General features: G+C 67.2%; 16 protein-coding genes. 3 read left to right on the plus strand and 13 right to left on the minus strand.

All coding sequences use genetic code 11. The features are described 5' to 3' along the window. Positions 1-90: 90 nt before the first annotated feature. On the minus strand, positions 91-624 hold the full coding sequence (locus AB0O89_RS01730; RefSeq protein WP_363493683.1) for a restriction endonuclease subunit S: 534 nt from the start codon (positions 622-624) through the stop codon (positions 91-93). After that, a complete protein-coding gene (locus AB0O89_RS01735; RefSeq protein ID WP_363493685.1) occupies positions 621-2,105 on the minus strand; it encodes a class I SAM-dependent DNA methyltransferase in 1,485 nt (494 codons plus the stop codon). The genes AB0O89_RS01730 and AB0O89_RS01735 overlap by 4 nt, the downstream gene beginning before the upstream one ends. 181 nt (positions 2,106-2,286) lie before the next feature. On the opposite strand from AB0O89_RS01735, the gene AB0O89_RS01740 reads away from it, so the two are divergent. Both AB0O89_RS01740 and AB0O89_RS01745 read left to right on the plus strand, forming a co-directional pair. After that, positions 2,287-2,526, plus strand: coding sequence for a helix-turn-helix domain-containing protein (locus AB0O89_RS01740; RefSeq protein ID WP_300591224.1), 240 nt, complete (start codon positions 2,287-2,289; stop codon positions 2,524-2,526). After that, the gene (locus tag AB0O89_RS01745; RefSeq protein ID WP_363493687.1) at positions 2,523-3,767 is read left to right on the plus strand and encodes a HipA domain-containing protein; all 1,245 of its coding nucleotides are present in this window, start codon (positions 2,523-2,525) and stop codon (positions 3,765-3,767) included. The genes AB0O89_RS01740 and AB0O89_RS01745 overlap by 4 nt, the downstream gene beginning before the upstream one ends. Here the strand turns inward: AB0O89_RS01745 and AB0O89_RS01750 are convergent. The 7 genes from AB0O89_RS01750 to AB0O89_RS01780 all read right to left on the minus strand — a co-directional run bounded on the left by AB0O89_RS01750 (position 3,764) and on the right by AB0O89_RS01780 (position 10,517). Further along, on the minus strand, positions 3,764-4,738 hold the full coding sequence (locus AB0O89_RS01750) for an alpha/beta hydrolase (protein ID WP_363493689.1): 975 nt from the start codon (positions 4,736-4,738) through the stop codon (positions 3,764-3,766). The two genes, AB0O89_RS01745 and AB0O89_RS01750, sit on opposite strands and share 4 nt — an antisense overlap. A gap of 29 nt (positions 4,739-4,767) precedes the next feature. Continuing rightward, positions 4,768-5,349, minus strand: coding sequence for a hypothetical protein (locus AB0O89_RS01755; RefSeq protein WP_363493691.1), 582 nt, complete (start codon positions 5,347-5,349; stop codon positions 4,768-4,770). 96 nt (positions 5,350-5,445) lie between these two features. Beyond that, positions 5,446-6,648 carry a multidrug effflux MFS transporter gene (locus AB0O89_RS01760; protein WP_363493693.1) on the minus strand — a complete coding sequence of 401 codons (1,203 nt, stop codon included), beginning with the start codon at positions 6,646-6,648 and terminating at the stop codon, positions 5,446-5,448. Continuing rightward, complete coding sequence (locus tag AB0O89_RS01765) at positions 6,645-8,018, minus strand: FAD-dependent oxidoreductase (RefSeq protein ID WP_363493695.1); 1,374 nt, start codon at positions 8,016-8,018, stop codon at positions 6,645-6,647. The genes AB0O89_RS01760 and AB0O89_RS01765 overlap by 4 nt, the downstream gene beginning before the upstream one ends. A gap of 57 nt (positions 8,019-8,075) precedes the next feature. Beyond that, complete coding sequence (locus AB0O89_RS01770) at positions 8,076-9,131, minus strand: polyprenyl synthetase family protein (protein WP_363493697.1); 1,056 nt, start codon at positions 9,129-9,131, stop codon at positions 8,076-8,078. 9 nt (positions 9,132-9,140) lie between these two features. Continuing rightward, a complete protein-coding gene (locus tag AB0O89_RS01775) occupies positions 9,141-9,878 on the minus strand; it encodes a demethylmenaquinone methyltransferase (RefSeq protein WP_363493699.1) in 738 nt (245 codons plus the stop codon). 63 nt (positions 9,879-9,941) lie between these two features. Continuing rightward, on the minus strand, positions 9,942-10,517 hold the full coding sequence (locus tag AB0O89_RS01780; protein ID WP_363493701.1) for a DUF402 domain-containing protein: 576 nt from the start codon (positions 10,515-10,517) through the stop codon (positions 9,942-9,944). Positions 10,518-10,539: 22 nt separating this feature from the next. Here AB0O89_RS01780 and AB0O89_RS01785 point away from each other — a divergent pair, with 22 nt between their 5' ends. Next, a complete protein-coding gene (locus AB0O89_RS01785) occupies positions 10,540-11,817 on the plus strand; it encodes an isochorismate synthase (RefSeq protein ID WP_363493703.1) in 1,278 nt (425 codons plus the stop codon). A 15-nt stretch (positions 11,818-11,832) separates the two neighbouring features. On the opposite strand, the gene mgtE is transcribed toward AB0O89_RS01785, so the two are convergent. The 4 genes from mgtE to AB0O89_RS01805 are packed head-to-tail and all read right to left on the minus strand — an operon-like array spanning position 11,833 to position 16,357. Beyond that, positions 11,833-13,182: a magnesium transporter gene (gene mgtE, locus AB0O89_RS01790; protein WP_363493705.1), complete on the minus strand. Its 1,350-nt coding sequence runs from the start codon at positions 13,180-13,182 to the stop codon at positions 11,833-11,835. A 42-nt stretch (positions 13,183-13,224) separates the two neighbouring features. Next, positions 13,225-14,088 (minus strand): PPK2 family polyphosphate kinase, encoded by an 864-nt coding sequence (locus AB0O89_RS01795; RefSeq protein ID WP_363493707.1) that lies wholly within the window; start codon positions 14,086-14,088, stop codon positions 13,225-13,227. Between the two features lie 27 nt (positions 14,089-14,115). Beyond that, positions 14,116-15,978, minus strand: coding sequence for a 2-succinyl-5-enolpyruvyl-6-hydroxy-3-cyclohexene-1-carboxylic-acid synthase (menD, locus tag AB0O89_RS01800; protein ID WP_363493709.1), 1,863 nt, complete (start codon positions 15,976-15,978; stop codon positions 14,116-14,118). Next, positions 15,938-16,357 carry a PLD nuclease N-terminal domain-containing protein gene (locus AB0O89_RS01805; RefSeq protein WP_300590780.1) on the minus strand — a complete coding sequence of 140 codons (420 nt, stop codon included), beginning with the start codon at positions 16,355-16,357 and terminating at the stop codon, positions 15,938-15,940. The genes menD and AB0O89_RS01805 overlap by 41 nt, the downstream gene beginning before the upstream one ends. Positions 16,358-16,444: the final 87 nt, after the last annotated feature.

Consider the following 16,444-nt stretch of genomic DNA (forward strand, 5'->3'; position numbering starts at 1 on the left):
CGAGATCGTAGCGAAGACCCCACCCGGCGACACGGCGCAAGCCATCCTCGACGCCGTCGCCGCGAGCGTCACGCACTAACTTGGCGCGAGTCAGGCCTGACGGCTCACTGATCGCCGCCGGGCCATTCGGAGGGCATCGGCCTCGTCGAGGATTGCGGCGATGCGGCGCTGCTCGGGGAGAGGCGGGAGGGGGATCTCGATTCCGAGCAGGGTGTCGATGGGGAAATTGTCTGCTGTCGTAGCGCGCACGGATCTGAGCACGCGCGACTCTTGCGCCTTTACCAAGCGGACCAGGTATTCAGGAGTAACGAACTCACGCTTTGGCGACAGAGCCTTCATGTCCTGATTCAGAGCCACCGGACGCGCGGCAATCGCAACCGGGAGTGTGTGCTTAAGCACACCCGACCGCACGACCACGAGTGTCGATCCAGCGTCCACAATCTTGGCGGGCGAGTTCGCGACCCCTGTCGGACTAAGGCGGATCGCAGATCGATCGATTGTGTGCTGCTTCATGTCTTTCGGCGTTACCCAGGGGATATCGCCATCGAAGAACGACGGCTCGGACATCCGCGGCGTGCCGCCGCCCGTTACCGTCACGATGTCGCCGATGGGTACCCACCTCACGCGAGCATCTCCCGCAGGCGCTTGAGGCCGTCCTGAATCTCGACTTCGAGGGCATCCAGCTCGTCGAGAATCTCCACCGGGGAGCGGTGCTCGACCTCCTCGATCTCGATCTCTTTGTAGCGGTTGAGGCTCAGGTCGTAGCCGTTGTCGACGATCTCTTGCTTCGGGACGAAGAAGCTCTGGTCGGTGCGCGCCCGTGCAGTTTCGGCATCCAGGTTCTGCCACCGGGCAAGCACGTCGGGAAGGTCGTTCGCCTCGATGGGGGTGCGCTTGTCGTCCAGGGTCATGCCGTCGGCGCGCACATCATAGAACCACACGCGGTCGGTGCCGCCCGATGAGGTCTTCGTGAAGAGCAGGATGGCGGTCGAGACCCCCGTGTAGGGCTTGAAGGTTCCCGATGGGAGCTTGATGACGGCATCCAGTTTGTGGTCATCGATCAGCAGCTTGCGCACCGCCTTGTGCGCGTTGCTCGACCCGAACAGCACGCCCTCGGGCACGATGACCGCGGCACGTCCGCCGTTGCGCAGCATCCGGATCATGAGCACGAGGAAGAGCAGCTCGGTCTTGCGGGTCTTGACGAGCTTCTGCAGATCCTTCGAGACGGTCTCTTGATCGAGCGACCCGGCAAACGGCGGATTGGCGAGCACGAGCGTGTAGCGGTCATCGCCCGGATGCCCCTCAGAGAGCGCGTCGGCACGCTCGATCGTCGGGTTCTCGACGCCGTGCAGCAGCATGTTCATGCTGGCGATGCGGGCCATAGCGGCATCGGAGTCGTAGCCGGTGAACATCGGCCCGTTGAAGTGGGCGCGACTGGCGGCATCCGCCCACAGCTCGGGGTGGTGCTCGCGCAGGTACTCCTCGGCGGCGACGAGGAACCCGGCGGTGCCGACGGCCGGGTCAATGATGAGGTCGTCGGGGCGCGGACGCTGCAGGTCGACCATGAGCTTGATGATGTGCCGGGCCGTGCGGAACTGCCCGTTCGTGCCGCTGGTTGCGAGCTTCGAGAGCATGTACTCGTAGATGTCGCCCTTGGTGTCTCGATCTTCCATCGGAATCTCGTGCAGGAGGTCGACGACCTTCGTCAGCAGCGCGGGGGTCGGGATCGTGAACCGGGCATCGCGCATGTTCCGCGCGTAGCTCGACCCCTCGGCACCCAGTCGGCGCAGCCACGGGAACACATGCTCGGAGACGACCTCGAACATCTCGGCTGGCGCGTAGTTCGTGAACACGCTCCATCGCAGATCGCGGTACGGCCGACGGCTCGGGAGATCACTGTCGTACCCCTCGGGAAAGACTGGGTTCTCGACCTCCTCGCCGAAGCGGGCTGCCTTCTTCTCAGCGAGCAACTGCAGGTCGTCGAGCCGCCGGATGAACAGCAGATACGTGATCTGCTCGATCACCTCGACGGGATTGGCGATGCCGCCCGACCAGAAGGCATCCCAGACCTTGTCGACCTGGCGTCTGAGCTCACCCGTGACCACGCTGTGTCCCCTCGATCCGTGCAACCCCTCCACGCTAATGGAGGGCGGCGACAACAGACGGCTTCGTCGAGCACCCGTGGGATCCCGCGACAACTTGCCGTATCCGGATTTCGTAATGACCTATCCTCATACGGATTTCGTAATAGACTTGGCCTATCCGGATTTCGTAGTAGGGACGGCCATGGCATCGTACGAAGCAAAGCTGCGCTCCCCAGCCGACATCGGGCTTGCGATCCAACAGGCGAGGCTCGCAAGAGGCCTGACACAGATGGAGCTAGCCGACCAGCTCGGCATCTCGCAGCGGTCTGTCAGTGAGCTCGAATCCGGAAAGCCCACGATCTGGGCTCGTCGAATGTTCGACCTCATGCGGGCGACCGGGGTCGAGCTATCGGCGATGTGGGATGGTGAAGCCCGGCCATGAGGCTCGCTGTCGAGCTCTATGGCACGATCGTCGGACACATCCACGGCCCCGATGCACGCTCGTTCGACATCGAGATCACCGATGAGGCACGGGAGACATTCGGGGTAAACAGCCGGGTGATGTCGGTTGTGATTCCATTACTGGCTTCGATGCCAAGGCAACATGCGGGGCGTCGCCGAAATTGGTTCGCGGAGCTCCTGCCCGAAGGCGACCAACTCGACTACATGCTCACGCAGGGTGGTGTGCGGCGCGGCGACATACCCGCGTTTCTGGCGCGGTACGGCCGTGACGTCGCGGGTGCGTTGCAGATCTGGGATGTCGACGACCCGTCGGAACCACGAACTCCCGAGGTGATCCCGATCGACGCTGAGGGGATCCGACGCCTCCTGGAGGATCCGATCGGCGCTCCGCTCGGGAACGCGACGGACTCTGGGCGGACCTCACTCGGCGGCGTCCAGCCGAAGATCGTCTTGGCGCGAACCGGAGCCAGGTGGAACCAAGCACTCGGCGGCTTCCCGTCGACGCACATCCTGAAGCCTCAACTGCCCACACGACCAACTGTCATCTTCGATGAGGAGTACGGCGCGCGCCTCGCACGTCGCCTCGGACTCGCGGCTTTCGATACCCGAGTCGAGGAGTTCGACGGACTGCCGACGCTCGTGATCGAACGTTTTGATCGAGCCGGTGGCGCGCGCATCCACCAGGAGGATTTCAACCAGGTGCTGGGCGCGAGCGGCAATCAGAAGTACCAGGAGCTCGGAGGCGTGGTCTCGCTCGCCCGCATCGCCGGTGCACTGTTGCAGTATGCCGGGTCCGAAGATGTGCTCCGCCTCGCGCGGATGACCGTTCTCGCCGTCGGTATCGGCAATCTCGACATGCACACGAAGAACCTCGGGTTGGTGCATCCCGCCAACGACGTGCCGACACTCGCTCCGGCATATGACCAGGTGCCCCTCGCCCACCCTTCCGGAGGAGATGGTCGACTGGCGCTCGCCATGAACCGGAAGTACCGGCATGCCGAGATCACGCGCGACGACCTCGTCAGCGAGTTCGAGTCGTGGCGGCTCCGTCGCGCAGCAGCGGCGGTCTCGGATGTGCTCGATGAGTTGTCCGCTGCTGTAGCCGAAGAGGTTCCGCTTGACTCGGCTCATCCCGAATTGCACGATTCGATTAGCAGCTTCGTCCGCAACCTGCGAGAGGGGCAGGCCGTCGGAGACGGTCGAGCACCCTCCGCAGGCTAGCGAAGCGCCTGCGACTGCATCCACTCCCCCAGCACGCGGTAGGCCTCTTCCCGCACGGCTGCGCGGGAGAGGAACACGTCGTGGAGCGCGCCCTCGATCCGCGCGATGGTCACGAGGCGGCCTAGGCGCGTCGCAGCCTTGGCGATGTCGTCGACGACCAGAACGGAGTCTGTCTCGAGCATGTCGGGGCGCCACATCAGCGGCGAACTCGACCGCTGCGACAGCATGACGAGCGCAGGGCATCCCACCTCGATGCCGTCCGCAACCGTCTCGTGGCCGTCGAGCACCGCCTTGAGCCAGCCCGGAGTGGTCGGAAACCCACGCTCAGGTCGCCATCCGTCCGGCGCCTCCGGCAGAGTTCCGACCTCGCGCTGCGCGCGGGTATAGAAGCCGAGATCGACAACCGGATGCATGCCCAACGGATCCCACCGAGCACGGGCCGCCACCAACGGCGAGAGCGCCTCCCTGCCCCGGGCCCCTGTCTGAAACTCCAGCCACGGACTGTTGAGCACGAGGGCTGACGCGAGCCCCGGATGCCGCGCCGCCCACAGCGACAGCGTGAGCCCTCCCGTGGAGTGGCCGAGCAGCACGAGACGCCGCCCCGGCCTCTCGTCCCGTCCCATCGCGGACAGCGCCGCAGCAATGTCTGCGTCGTACGCGGACAGCGAGGAGACGTAACCCGGAGTCTGATCCGGGCGCAGGCTCCGTCCGTACTTGCGCAGATCGAGCGCATAGAACCGGGCGCCCCGGTCAGCCCACCACTGCGCGAGGCTTGTCTGGAAGAAGTAGTCCGACCACCCGTGCACGTAGAGAACATCGACGTCGCGAAGACGTCCTGTCCACGTGGCAGGCCACGACGGCGGCAGTCGCACGAGCGTGGCGACGATCTCGCCCTCGGCGTCGCTGCCCAGACTCAGCGTGCGCTGCCGGAAGCGACCGCCGAGCAGGTCAGGAAGCCACACCTCTTCCATGTGCCGAGACTATCGGCACCCGCTCTCGCTCAGTTGCCCCAGATCTGCAGATTCAGATCGCTCAGCAGCATCTCGGCATCCACGTTCGTCACTGACGAGTAGATCCAGATGTCCTCGCGGCTCGTGATCGTCTCGACAGTGTCGACGGGGTACTGGGAGTTCGGCGTGACCATCTGGCACACCGGGTTTCCGGCATCCCCCGTGACGCAGGTGTAACCCTGATCGGGAAGAGTCGCGACGTAAGCCTCGGCAGCCGCGGGGTCAACCTCGCTGATCAGCAACAGCACCCCTGACGTGTCGCCGGCGAACCAGTCGCACCCGAGCAGCAGCGTGGCGCCCTCGGGAGCCGGACGGACGAAGCCGACGCCGTCGCCCTGCAGATTCAGCTGGTCGACCGAGTCGGCGCGGCTCTCAGCCGTACCGACGGCGGCACAGTCCGCGGGGACGTTGCCGACGAACGACTGTGGTTCTTGCGTCGGCTCAGAGCTGGGCGTGTCGTTCTGCGTTACCTCAGAGCTCGGCGTGGTCGAGGGCTCGGGCGTCGGCGCACAGCCCACGAGTACCAGAATGCCGACGACGGCAACGGCAGGAAGAAAACGGAACCGGAACATAGGTACTCCTTCGTACAGTGCGCGGGCGACCACCTCACCTGCACACACTCTGGACTTCCCCAATGTAAAACACGAGGAGAGCGCGCGCCCGTCTGCTCAGCGGCGACCGCGACGGGTTGTTCGCAGGGCCAGGATGCCGAGCAGCAGCGAGAGCGCCATCATCGCCGCAATGACCACGGCCATCGGCACCGCCGTGTCCTCTCCCGCCAACCCCACGAGCGGTGATGCGACAGCGCCGACCACGAACTGCGATGTCCCCAGGATTGCTGAGCCTGCACCGCGGGCTCGATCGGCGCGGGCAAGGCCCAGCGCACTGGCATTGGACATCGTGAACCCGAGCCCGAGGGTGAGCAGAAACGCGCCGGCGATGAAGCCCGGGATCGTGAGCGTGCCGGTCAGTGTCAGCACGAGCAGAAGCGCTGCGGCGCAGGCCGTGGCGCCGAGGCCGACACCCAGCATCCGTCTCGGTCCGAACCGCACGGCGACCCGGGCGTTCACGATGTTCGAGAGGATGACGCCGCTGGCTGCAACAGCGAACGAGACCGAGTACACCGTCGGCGACATCCCGAGCACCACCTGACCGACAAACGGCGATGCCGACACGTACGCCATGATCGCCCCGAACGTGAGCGCGTAGGCACCCGCGTAGAGCGGGAAGGCCCGGTCGGCGAGCAGCGCGCGGAAGGCGCCGACCGTCTGCGACATCCCCGCGGTATGACGGTGCTCGACGGGAAGGGATTCCGGAACAAGAACCAGCGACACGACCAGCATTACCACCGCAACGATCGCAAGCGCTGCCATCACTCCGCGCCAGCCAACGAACTCGCTGAGCAGACCGCCGATCGGCGGTGCGACCAGCGGCGCAACCCCGACGACCACCACAATGAGGCTCAGTGCGCGCACCGCCGTGTCCTTGGGGCTGAGATCGACAGCCACGGTGCGCCCGAGGACCATGCCTGCAGATCCCGAAAACCCCTGCACGAATCGCAGGATGACGAACACCGCGATCGTCGGGGCGAACACCAGCGCGATGCTCGAGAGGGCAAAGACGACACCCCCGACGACAAGCACGGGGCGTCGTCCGACGCGATCCGACCAGGGCCCGAGCACGAGCTGCCCGACTGCTACACCCACGAGGAAGGAGGTCAGGGTGAGCTGGACTGCCGCGGCGTCAACGCCGAGGTCGCCCGCGATGTCGGTGAAGGACGCGAGATACATGTCGGTCGCGAACGGACCGACAGCGGAGACGAAGCCGAGAGCTGCGATCAGCCCCGGCGACAGCCTCCGCGGGGAACTCACTCGCCTCGAGAGATGGTGACCATCTCGTCGCGAGGCACCACCTTGATGCGGGCGCGACCCTCAGGTTCACCCAGGCCGATTTCATGCTGATCGAGGCGGTGCCAGCCCTCGAGATCCGTCCACTGCACGCCTCGCTCGGCAAGGAGCGCGGGGATCGCAGCCTCCGACGGGTCTTCGGGCTGCCACCACGAACCCTGGTCGTTGATCAGGTGGCGGACGGTCTCCATCGCGTCGGACTTGGTATGACCGATGAGCCCGACCGGGCCGCGCTTGATCCATCCGGTCGCGTACAGTCCCGGCGCCCGCTCATTGGAGTCGGCGCGCAGAACCTGCCCCTCGTGGTTGGGGATGACACCGTGCCGCTCATCGAACGGCACCTCGGGAAGCGGCGAACCGAAGTAGCCGACGGCGCGATAGATGGCTTGGATGGGAACCTGGCGGAACTCGCCGGTTCCGGCAACACCACCCTGCCCATCGGGACGCGTGCGCTCGTAGACGAAGCCGGACACGTGACCTGTCTCATCCACCTTCACCTCGACGGGACGCGCCCAGAAGTGCAGGTGCAGGCGACGGGATGCCGTTCCGCCCGCGTTGTTCACGCCGGGTCGGGTCCGCCATTCCTGCAGCACGCGGTCGATGACCTTGACCTGCTTGTTGCTCTCGATCGCGGTGCGGGACGCCTCGTCGTAGTCGAAGTCCTCGTCGTAGACGACCATGTCGACATCCCGCAGCTCGCCGAGCTCGCGCAACTCGAGAGGGGTGAACTTGACCTGCGCGGGGCCGCGACGGCCGAAGACGTGGACGTCGGTCACCGGCGAGGCCTTGAGTCCCTCGTAGACGTTGGCCGGAATCTCGGTGGGAAGCAGATCATCGGCGTGCTTGGCGAGGATCCGGGTGATGTCGAGGGCGACGTTGCCGTTGCCGACGACTGCTACCGACTGCGCCGTCAATGGCCACGTGCGCGGCACATCGGGGTGCCCGTCGAACCAGCTCACGAAGTCGGCAGCACCATACGACCCTTCGGCGTCGATTCCCGGGATGTCGAGGGTCGCGTCGCGGACGGCGCCGGTGGCGAAGATGACGGCGTTGTAGTGGCGCTTGAGGTCGTCGAGGGTGATGTCGCGACCGAACTCGACGTTGCCGAAGATGCGGATGTCGCCCCTGTCGAGCACTTCGCGCAGGGCCGTGATGACGCCCTTGATGCGAGGGTGGTCGGGAGCTACGCCGTATCGGACGAGGCCGTACGGCGCAGGCAGCTGCTCGAACAGGTCGATCGACACGTCGAACGCGCGCTCCGCCTTCAGCAGGATGTCAGCAGCGTAGATGCCCGCCGGGCCTGCGCCGACGATGGCCAACCTCAGAGTGGTCATGTGTTCCTTTCGGGACGCGAGAGCACGGTGATTCGGCGCAAGAGCGCCGGGACGGCCTCAGCTCGAGCGGTCGGCGACGGCCTCCGCAAACCTCGTGAGGGCTTCGCGGACCGGGCCGTCAGGGATGGGATCGAGTGCCGCGATCGCATCACGCGACCAAGCGTTGGCGAGTTCCACAGTCTCGCGCGTTGACCTGTCAGACCGAAGCATCGCAAGAGGCTCGTCCAGCAGCGCGGGGTCCTCGCCGTCAGCGATCCGGGCGACGCCCTCGTCGATCCGGTCGCGAAGAGCGCGAGCCTCGGGGTCGTCACGGCGCGCGAGAAGCAGATAGGGCATCGTCGGGACGCCAGCGCGGAGGTCCGTCCCCGGCACCTTGCCGGTCTCATCGGGATCTGCCGAGAGATCGATGACGTCATCCAGCAGCTGGAAGGCAACGCCGGCTGCCTCACCGAAGGTGCGCACCGGCTCTTCGTACTCGGTGGGAGCGTTGCTGAAGATGATGCCCGACTGCGCTGCCGCGGCAATCAGCGATCCAGTCTTGTCTGCCAAGACCTGCAGGTAGAACCCGACGCGATCGTCGGCATCCGTCGGGCCGACAGTCTCGTGCATCTGACCGAGGACGAGACGCTCGAACGTGTTCGCCTGCAGCCGGATGGCTCCCTCGCCGAGGCGCGCCATGATCTGGCTTGCCCGGGCGAAGAGGAGGTCGCCCGTCAGGATGGCGATGTTATTGCCCCACACCGAGTGAGCGCTCGGCACCCCGCGACGCTTGTCGGCGTCATCCATCACGTCGTCGTGATAGAGCGAACCGAGGTGGGTGAGCTCGAGCGCCGTGGCAGCCTCGACGACGTCCTCTGTCACGCCATCTCCGAGGTGCGCGGTCAGCAGAGCGAGCATCGGACGCACGCGCTTGCCGCCGGCATCGAACAGGTACCGGCTTGTCGCGTCGGCGAGCGCATCCGAAACGTGAAGCTCTCGCTCGAGGTTCGCATCGACCCGATCGAGCCCCGCCTCGACGCTCTCAATGAGACGACGCGCACGGGGGCCCGCGAAGATCCGTTCCGCGAGACCCAGCTGGCTCGCGATTCGGGAACTTGACGCAGAGGGGGTCACAGCACAAGCCTACCGGGGCTCGGAGGCACCATCCCCGACGGGCTTGCGCGCGCGGTGCAGCGCAACCACACCGAACGTCAGGTTGCGCCAGGCCACATCTGACCACCCAGCGGCCCGGATGCGGCCGGCCAGCGCCGGTTGGTCTGACCACGCCCGGATGGATTCGTTCAGGTAGTCGTAGGCGTCGCCGTTGGAACTCACGAGTCGTGCGATCGGGGGAAGGATGCGGTCGTTGTAGAACCGATACAGAGCGGAGATCGCGGGAGAGGTCGGATGTGAGAACTCGCAGATCACGAGGCGCCCGCCCGGCTTGGTGACCCGCAGCATCTCACGCAGGCCCGCGTCGGCATCCTGCACGTTTCGGAGGCCGAACGAGATCGTCACAGCGTCGAACTCTTCGTCCTCGAACGGAAGGTTGGTCGCATCCGCCTCGACAAAGCTCACGCCAGGCACCCCCGCATGGCGACGGCGACCCTCGGCGATCATGCCGGGCGAGAAATCAGCGGCGACGACCTCGGCGCCCGTCCGCGCGATCGCAACGCTCGAGGTGCCGGTCCCTGCCGCGAGGTCGAGGATGCGCTGACCCGGACGCGGCGACAGCGCGCGCGTCGTCGCGATGCGCCACAGACGGTCGTTGCCGACGCTCAGGATCGTGTTCGTGCGGTCGTAGCCTGCCGCGACCTCATCGAACATCCCGCTGACGCGGGCAGGGTCTTTCTGAAGATCTGCGCGATGGGACTGGGTCACGCGTCGAGTCTAGAGCGCAGCCTGCAGGGGGAAGCCCGACGCGTTTCGACTCGCTGCGCCCGCTCAACGACCGACATCTTGAGGAGGAAGACCCAGGGCGGCGAGGCGCTCGAGCCAGGCATCCGCCGTCGCATCGTCGAAGGGGGCTTCCGCTGCGCGCACCCGCTGCTCGAGGTCGACCGCGAGCGCCTCGAGCCGCTCGACCACGTGAAGCGGGTAGCCGTAGTGGACCCGGTGCTCGTCCCACTCGTCGCGATCGTCGATCCAGATCCCGCGCTCGTCGAGGGCGCGCACGACGTCCAGATCCATGTCGATGCCCTCCGGGGCGCCGGGGACTGTCTGCGACCAGCCGATGTCCCAGCCGAGGTCGATATAGATGCGGGTGCGCGAGGGAGCCGCGTTGACCGTCATCGCGTACTCGCCGCTCGGGGGCATGAGGGTCACGTTCGGCCCGGCTGTCACGACATCCCGGCCGGGACGGATGCTGCGCCACCCCGCCGGCTGCCCGAACCACTCTCCCCAGCTGTCGTGGCCGAGATAGACGCAGTCGTGCACCCAATGGACGCCGCCGTCCCACTTGCGCCACCGAAACTGGGTCACCGTGCCAGGCGCCGGGCGCCCGCGTCGATCCGCATCCACGCCGGAAGTCTAGGCTGGTGAGGTGACCCGCAATCCCCCTCTCCCACCGCTGGTGGTCGAGACAAGGGAGATCGAGCCGGTCGCCGATCTGCTGTCACTGACCGACCCGCTTAATCCGCTGGCGTGGCTGCGTCGAGGAGAAGGCATCGTCGGCTCCGGCTCGGCGGTCGTCACGATCGGCGGGCCGGGTGCGCCGCCGCTGTCACGCCCGATCGCCGAGGTCTGGCGCGAGCTGGTGAGCCACGCCCGCATCAGCGATCCCCTGCAGTTGCCCGGCACCGGTCTGGTCGGCTTCGGCGCGCTCGGGTTCGACCCCGACTCAGCCGAACCCCCGTTTCTTGTCGTTCCGCAGGCGATCACCGGCGTGCACGGCGTTCGGGCGTGGGTGACGACGATCCGTCACGAGGGCGAGCCCGAACTTGAGCAGCCGACATCCGTTCCCTATGGCCCCCACTGGTCGGCGACGCTCGGCCCCGGTCTTCTCGATCCCGACGGCTACCGGCAGGCGGTGCGCTCCGGGATCGAGGCGATCACGGCGGGAGAGGTGGAGAAGGTTGTCCTCTCTCGCGACCTCGTCGGCACGATCCCGGCTGGCGCTGATCTGCGGCGACTCGTGCGCGCCCTGGCCACGAGCTACCCCGACACCTGGACCTTCGCCGTCGACGGTCTCATCGGCGCCAGCCCTGAAACGCTGATCACGGTCGACCGGGGCGCCGTGACGGCGCGCGTACTCGCTGGTACCACGGCGCGCGGCGCGGATGCCGCAGAGGATGCCGCTGCCGCCCACGCTCTCGAGGCGAGCCGCAAAGACCTCGACGAGCACCGGTTTGCGGTCATGAGCGTCGTCGATGCGCTCACGCCCCTCACCCGCGATCTCGTCGCTCCGGACCAGCCGCACCTGCTCGAGCTACCGAACCTCTGGCACCTGGCCACCGACATCGCGGGTCGACTGTCGAACGGCGCGTCAGCGCTCGACCTCGTCCGCGTGCTGCATCCGACCGCTGCCGTCGCGGGCACGCCGACGGATGCCGCCCTCGACGTCATCCGTCGCCTCGAACCGTTCGACCGCGGACGGTATGCCGGCCCGGTGGGGTGGATCGATGCCCGCGGCGACGGCGAGTGGGCGATCGCCCTGCGGTGCGCACAGATCGGCGGCGGGCCGCAGCATGACGCCGCCGACAGTGACACGATCCCGGTTGTCGCCCACGCCGGCGCGGGCATCGTGTCAGCAAGCGACCCCGAAACCGAACTCCTCGAGACGCGCGTGAAGTTCCGGCCCATCGTCGACGCCCTCACCTGAGCTCTGCTGACGGACTCAGCCCAGCTGCAGGATCCAGGTCGCGACGAGGAAGTAGATGATGAGGCTCGTCGCGTCGCAGAACGTCGAGATGAACGGCGTGCTGAACACCGCGGGGTCCGCGCGCACCGCCATCGCGAGGATCGGCATGAGCCCGCCCACTGTCGCTGCCAGCGTGCAGATGAACAGCAGCGTGAGGCCGATCACCGCGCCCAGCGCCGGGTCGAACACGAGACTTGCAAGTGCGAAGCCGAGGATGCCGAGAAGACCCCCGAGGAATGCTCCGACGCGCACCTCGCGCCACATCACGGTAAGCGCATCGCGTTTTCGCACCTCTCCCATGGCGAGGGCACGGGTGACTGTCGTCGCCGCCTGAGAGCCGGTGTTTCCGGCCGTGCCCGTCAGCAGCGGGATGAACAGGGCGAGGGTGACGACCTGCTCGAGCGTCGCCTCGAAGATTCCGAGCACCTGCACCGTGAGCAGGGCCGACACTGCGAGCACCAGCAGCCACACCACACGCGCACGCACGATCCGCAGCACCGGGGTCGTGAGGTAGGGGCGGCCGAGCGGCTCGGACGCTCCTTGGCGCGCGGCATCCGTGTCTTCAGCCTCCTCGAGAATGCGGGCTGCGTCATCAACGGTCAGGATGCCGAGCAGGCGGTCTTCGCTGTCGACGATCGGCATCGCGAGAAGACCGGAGTCGACGAGGGACCGCGCGGCGGCTTCTGCGGCATCCGTGGCGCGGGCCGTTCTCGCCTCGCCCATCATCTCTTCGACGAGCAGGTCAGATCGTCCCATGACGAGTTCCCGCAAGCCCACGACGCCGATGACCCGCCGGTGGGGCGAGGTCACGGGGAGCATGTACACGGTCTCGGCATCCATCCCGCGATGACGCACGTGGCTTAGCGCATCGCCGACCGTCAGCTGCGGGGCAAGGCGCACGTACTCGGTGCTCATGAACCGGCCGACGCTGTTCTTCGGATAGCCGAGCATCGGTGCGGTGAGCTCGCGCTCAGCGGGCGACAGGCCCCGCATGAGCTGGCGAGCGACACCGGCGGGCAACTCATCGATCAGCTGCGCACGATCGTCGGGGTCGAGTTCCTCGAAGACCTTCGCCACGTCCTCTTCACGGAGCCCACCAATGAGCTCAGCCCGCATCCCCGGATCGAGCAGTTCGAAGGCCTCCAGCGCCTGGTCGCGCCGCAGCAGCCGGTAGAGCACGGCCCGGTCGCGGGCATCCTCGCGCTCCAGCAGCCCTGCGATGGCTGCGGCATCCTGCCCTGCGAGCAACGTACGCAGCTCGTCGAGCTTGCGGTCCCGCAGCAGCGGCGTCACCGTCTCAAGGAATCCCTCGAACTCGTCATCCATGGAGCGCATCCTTGCAGGCGGTCGGGGCGCGTCGGTGAACGCTCAGGTGGCGGCGAGGCGCTCGCGTTCGAGTGCGACGTCGTAGCTGGCGCTCGGCCACTGCGGGTCGATGTTCTCGAGCGCCTCCAGCAGCAGATGCTGAATGGCAAGCCGGGCGTACCACTTGCGATTCGCCGGCACCACGTACCACGGCGCGTGCTCGGTAGAGGTGCGCTCGAAGACCGTCTGATAGGCGGCCATATAGTGCGGCCAGCGGGTGCGTTCTTCTACATCGCTGGGCGTGAATTTCCAGTGCTTCTCGGGGCGGTCCAGGCGCTCCATGAGCCGCGCTTTCTGCTCGGCGTACGAGATGTGCAGCATGACCTTGATGATGCGCGTTCCGGATGCCGCGACCTGCCGCTCGAACGCGTTGATCGCCTCATATCGGCGCTCGATCTCATCGGGGTCTGCGAGCTCCCGGACCCGCCCGATGAGAACATCCTCGTAGTGCGAGCGGTCGAACACGCCGATCCTGCCAGCGGGCGGGAGCTTGCGCTGGATGCGCCACAGGAAGTCGTGAGCCCGTTCCTCCTCGGTCGGCGCGCCGAAGGATGCAAGCGACACGCCCTGCGGGTCGACTGAGCCGACGACGTGGCGGACAATCCCTCCCTTGCCCGAGGAATCCATCCCCTGCAGGACGAGCAGCACCGACGCATCCGTGGCACCGACCCGGCTCTGGGCGAACAGTTTCTCTTGCAGGAGGTCGAGTTCCGCGACCCCCGCCGCAAGGTCCGCTGCTGCCTGCTGCTTGTTGCTTCCGTAGCCGGGGGTCGAGTCGGGGTCCACGCCCGAGAGGACGAAGCCCTCACTCACTCGCAGGAGTTCGGCAACGTCACCGGTCCAGTAGGTCTGACTTCTCGCGGTCACCCGACCATCATGGACCCGGAGCAGGCCTCAGCGCGGGAGCGGCACTTCGATCAGTTGTGGACCCGTGACCGGTGCTGTCAGCGCCTGATCCAGCGCGGCTCGGGTATCGATGCGCGCGTAGGTCCAGCCGTAGGCAGCGGCGAGCGCCTGGAGGTCGGCATCCTGGGGCGTGTAGAGCACGCGGTCGCGCTGAGCCTTCGAACCGAGGGCCGCCACTTCAAGGCCGTCGAAGATCGTGCCGCCGGCATCGTTGCCGACGATGACCTGGATGCGCGGCGCGGTCTCGCCGGGCGCAAGCAGCAGGGATCCGACGTCGTGCAGCAGCGCCAGGTCGCCGAGCACGACCCGGGTCACGCCCGCCGCTCCGTCGGCCTGACTCGCGATCGCGACGCCGATGCCGGTCGCCACGGTCCCGTCGATCCCCGCAAGGCCCCGGTTGGCGTGCACCGTCACCTTCTTGCCCGGCAGCACGGTATCGGCCACCCGGACGAGGCGCGAGGAGCCGAACACGAGTCGGTCGTGCGGCCACGTCGCCCGCCACACCGCATCGACGAGCGACACCCGGTCGAGGCGTTCTCGCAGCACCGCCAGTTCGGTCGAAATTGCCCCGAGACGGGTCTGCGGGTCGGACGAGGCGAGCGCTGCGCCGTCGGGCGCCGGCACTGACAGGTCGACGGATGCCGCACGCGATGCCCGCATCCAGGCTCCGAGCCAGGCACGGTCGGCCTCGAGCGCCGCTGTCGTCGACTCCGAGGCAGGTGCCACGGCAAGTTCCGCAACGGCGAGTGTCGCGCCGTTGAGGTTTACCGTTTCGCCGGGACCCCGCAGCGCAATCACTTCGACGTCGTCGCGGGTCAGGAGCGCGGTGGTCTCGCGCGCGAGGGTGGGATGCCCGAGGACGATGACGCGCTCGATCGGCTCGCTGAGCTCGGGTCGGTGCAACAGCTCACGGTAGGCGTGCACGAGGTGACGCCCGAAGCGCGCACCGCTGACGATCTCGGCTACAAGCGGCCATCCGCCGTCCCACGCAAGGGCCTCCGCACGAGAGCCGGCACCCTCTCCGGCGACCACGAGCGTGCGAACACCGCGCACCAGGACATGCGCCGATTCGTCGACCGATACCGCGTCCACTGCGTCGCCGACGCCGCCACCACCCTGGTACAGGGCTCCCGATTGGTCGTCGTCGATCGGCGCATCCGGCAGTTCCGCGCCGATGCCGGCATCCGCTGTCCACCACGGCGGAAAGGAACCGGCGAGCGGCTCCCGAAACGGCAGGTTGAGGTGCACGGGCCCGGCTGGGCGGCCGCTGTCGCCGATGGCAGCCGCGACAGCCTGGTCGGCGATATCGCGCAGCATCGCTGATTGATCGCCCGTGCCGGTGTCATCGGTCTCGGTCGGGGCCGGTACATCGAGCTCGAACCGCGTATTGGGCGTGAAGATGCCCGGCTGCCGGGTCGTCTGGTTCGCTCCCACTCCTCGCAGTTCGGGGGGCCGATCAGCTGTGAGCAGCAGCAGGGGAACCGCGGAGTGATGAGCTTCGAGGACCGCGGGCGCGAGGTTCGCGACAGCGGTGCCTGACGTGCACACGACGGCTGCCGGCATCCGGGTCTCTCGTCCGATGCCGAGCGCCGTGAAGCCCGCGACCCGCTCATCGATCCGCACGTGCAGGCGCACCCGACCGCGCTCCTCCGCGTCGGCTGCGATGAGTGCGAGGGCCTGCGAGCGCGATCCGGGGCTGAGCACCACATCGCGGACACCGAGCGAGATCAGTTGATCGAGCAGCGCCGCAGCAGCATCCGTCGCGGGCGAACGGGTGCCCCCGCCGGTCAGGTCGCTCACCGCAGACCCGTCACGCGGCGCCGCGGGATCCGCGGGGTTCGTCGTCGTCATCTCGCGGAGTGGATGCCGCCTCGGGGTCGGCAGCAGTGTCGGCAGCCGAAGGGCCGTCGAACGCCTCCTCGGCGTCCAGCATGGCCAGTTCTTCCTCGAGTCGACGGATGCGCTCATCCTGGTCGGAGATGGTGCCGATCCGCCCGAGGAACTCCGGGTCATCATCCGGCGCGCGAGTGGCGTGGACTGCCGACCGCCGCGCGCGACCGACCACCAACCACAGCAGCCCACCGATGACGGGAAGCACGAGGACGATGACGATCCACAGCGGCTTGCTCACCCCACGGTGCCGCGTCGGCGGCTGCACAGCGCAATCGACGATGGTGTAGACCCAGAAAGCGGTCGCCACCAACGCCAGAATCAACAGCACGCGGGGCACATCCCCATCCTAGGTGGGTTCGACATGCCAGGGCTGGGCGGGCGCTGACCGGTCCCGCGCGGCGACACGGCGCCCGACGCCTACGAT

This window comes from Microbacterium sp. NPDC076895 (assembly GCF_040687115.1).
Lineage (GTDB): Bacteria > Actinomycetota > Actinomycetes > Actinomycetales > Microbacteriaceae > Microbacterium.

Excerpts from the sequence above, each read along its gene's own strand:
- AB0O89_RS01740 (WP_300591224.1), top strand. The coding sequence starts at position 2,287 with ATGGCATCGTACGAAGCAAAGCTGCGCTCCCCAGCCGACATCGGGCTT.
- AB0O89_RS01745 (WP_363493687.1), top strand. The coding sequence starts at position 2,523 with ATGAGGCTCGCTGTCGAGCTCTATGGCACGATCGTCGGACACATCCAC.
- AB0O89_RS01750 (WP_363493689.1), bottom strand. The coding sequence starts at position 4,738 with ATGGAAGAGGTGTGGCTTCCTGACCTGCTCGGCGGTCGCTTCCGGCAG.
- AB0O89_RS01755 (WP_363493691.1), bottom strand. The coding sequence starts at position 5,349 with ATGTTCCGGTTCCGTTTTCTTCCTGCCGTTGCCGTCGTCGGCATTCTG.
- AB0O89_RS01765 (WP_363493695.1), bottom strand. The coding sequence starts at position 8,018 with ATGACCACTCTGAGGTTGGCCATCGTCGGCGCAGGCCCGGCGGGCATC.
- mgtE (WP_363493705.1), bottom strand. The coding sequence starts at position 13,182 with ATGGATGACGAGTTCGAGGGATTCCTTGAGACGGTGACGCCGCTGCTG.
- menD (WP_363493709.1), bottom strand. The coding sequence starts at position 15,978 with ATGACGACGACGAACCCCGCGGATCCCGCGGCGCCGCGTGACGGGTCT.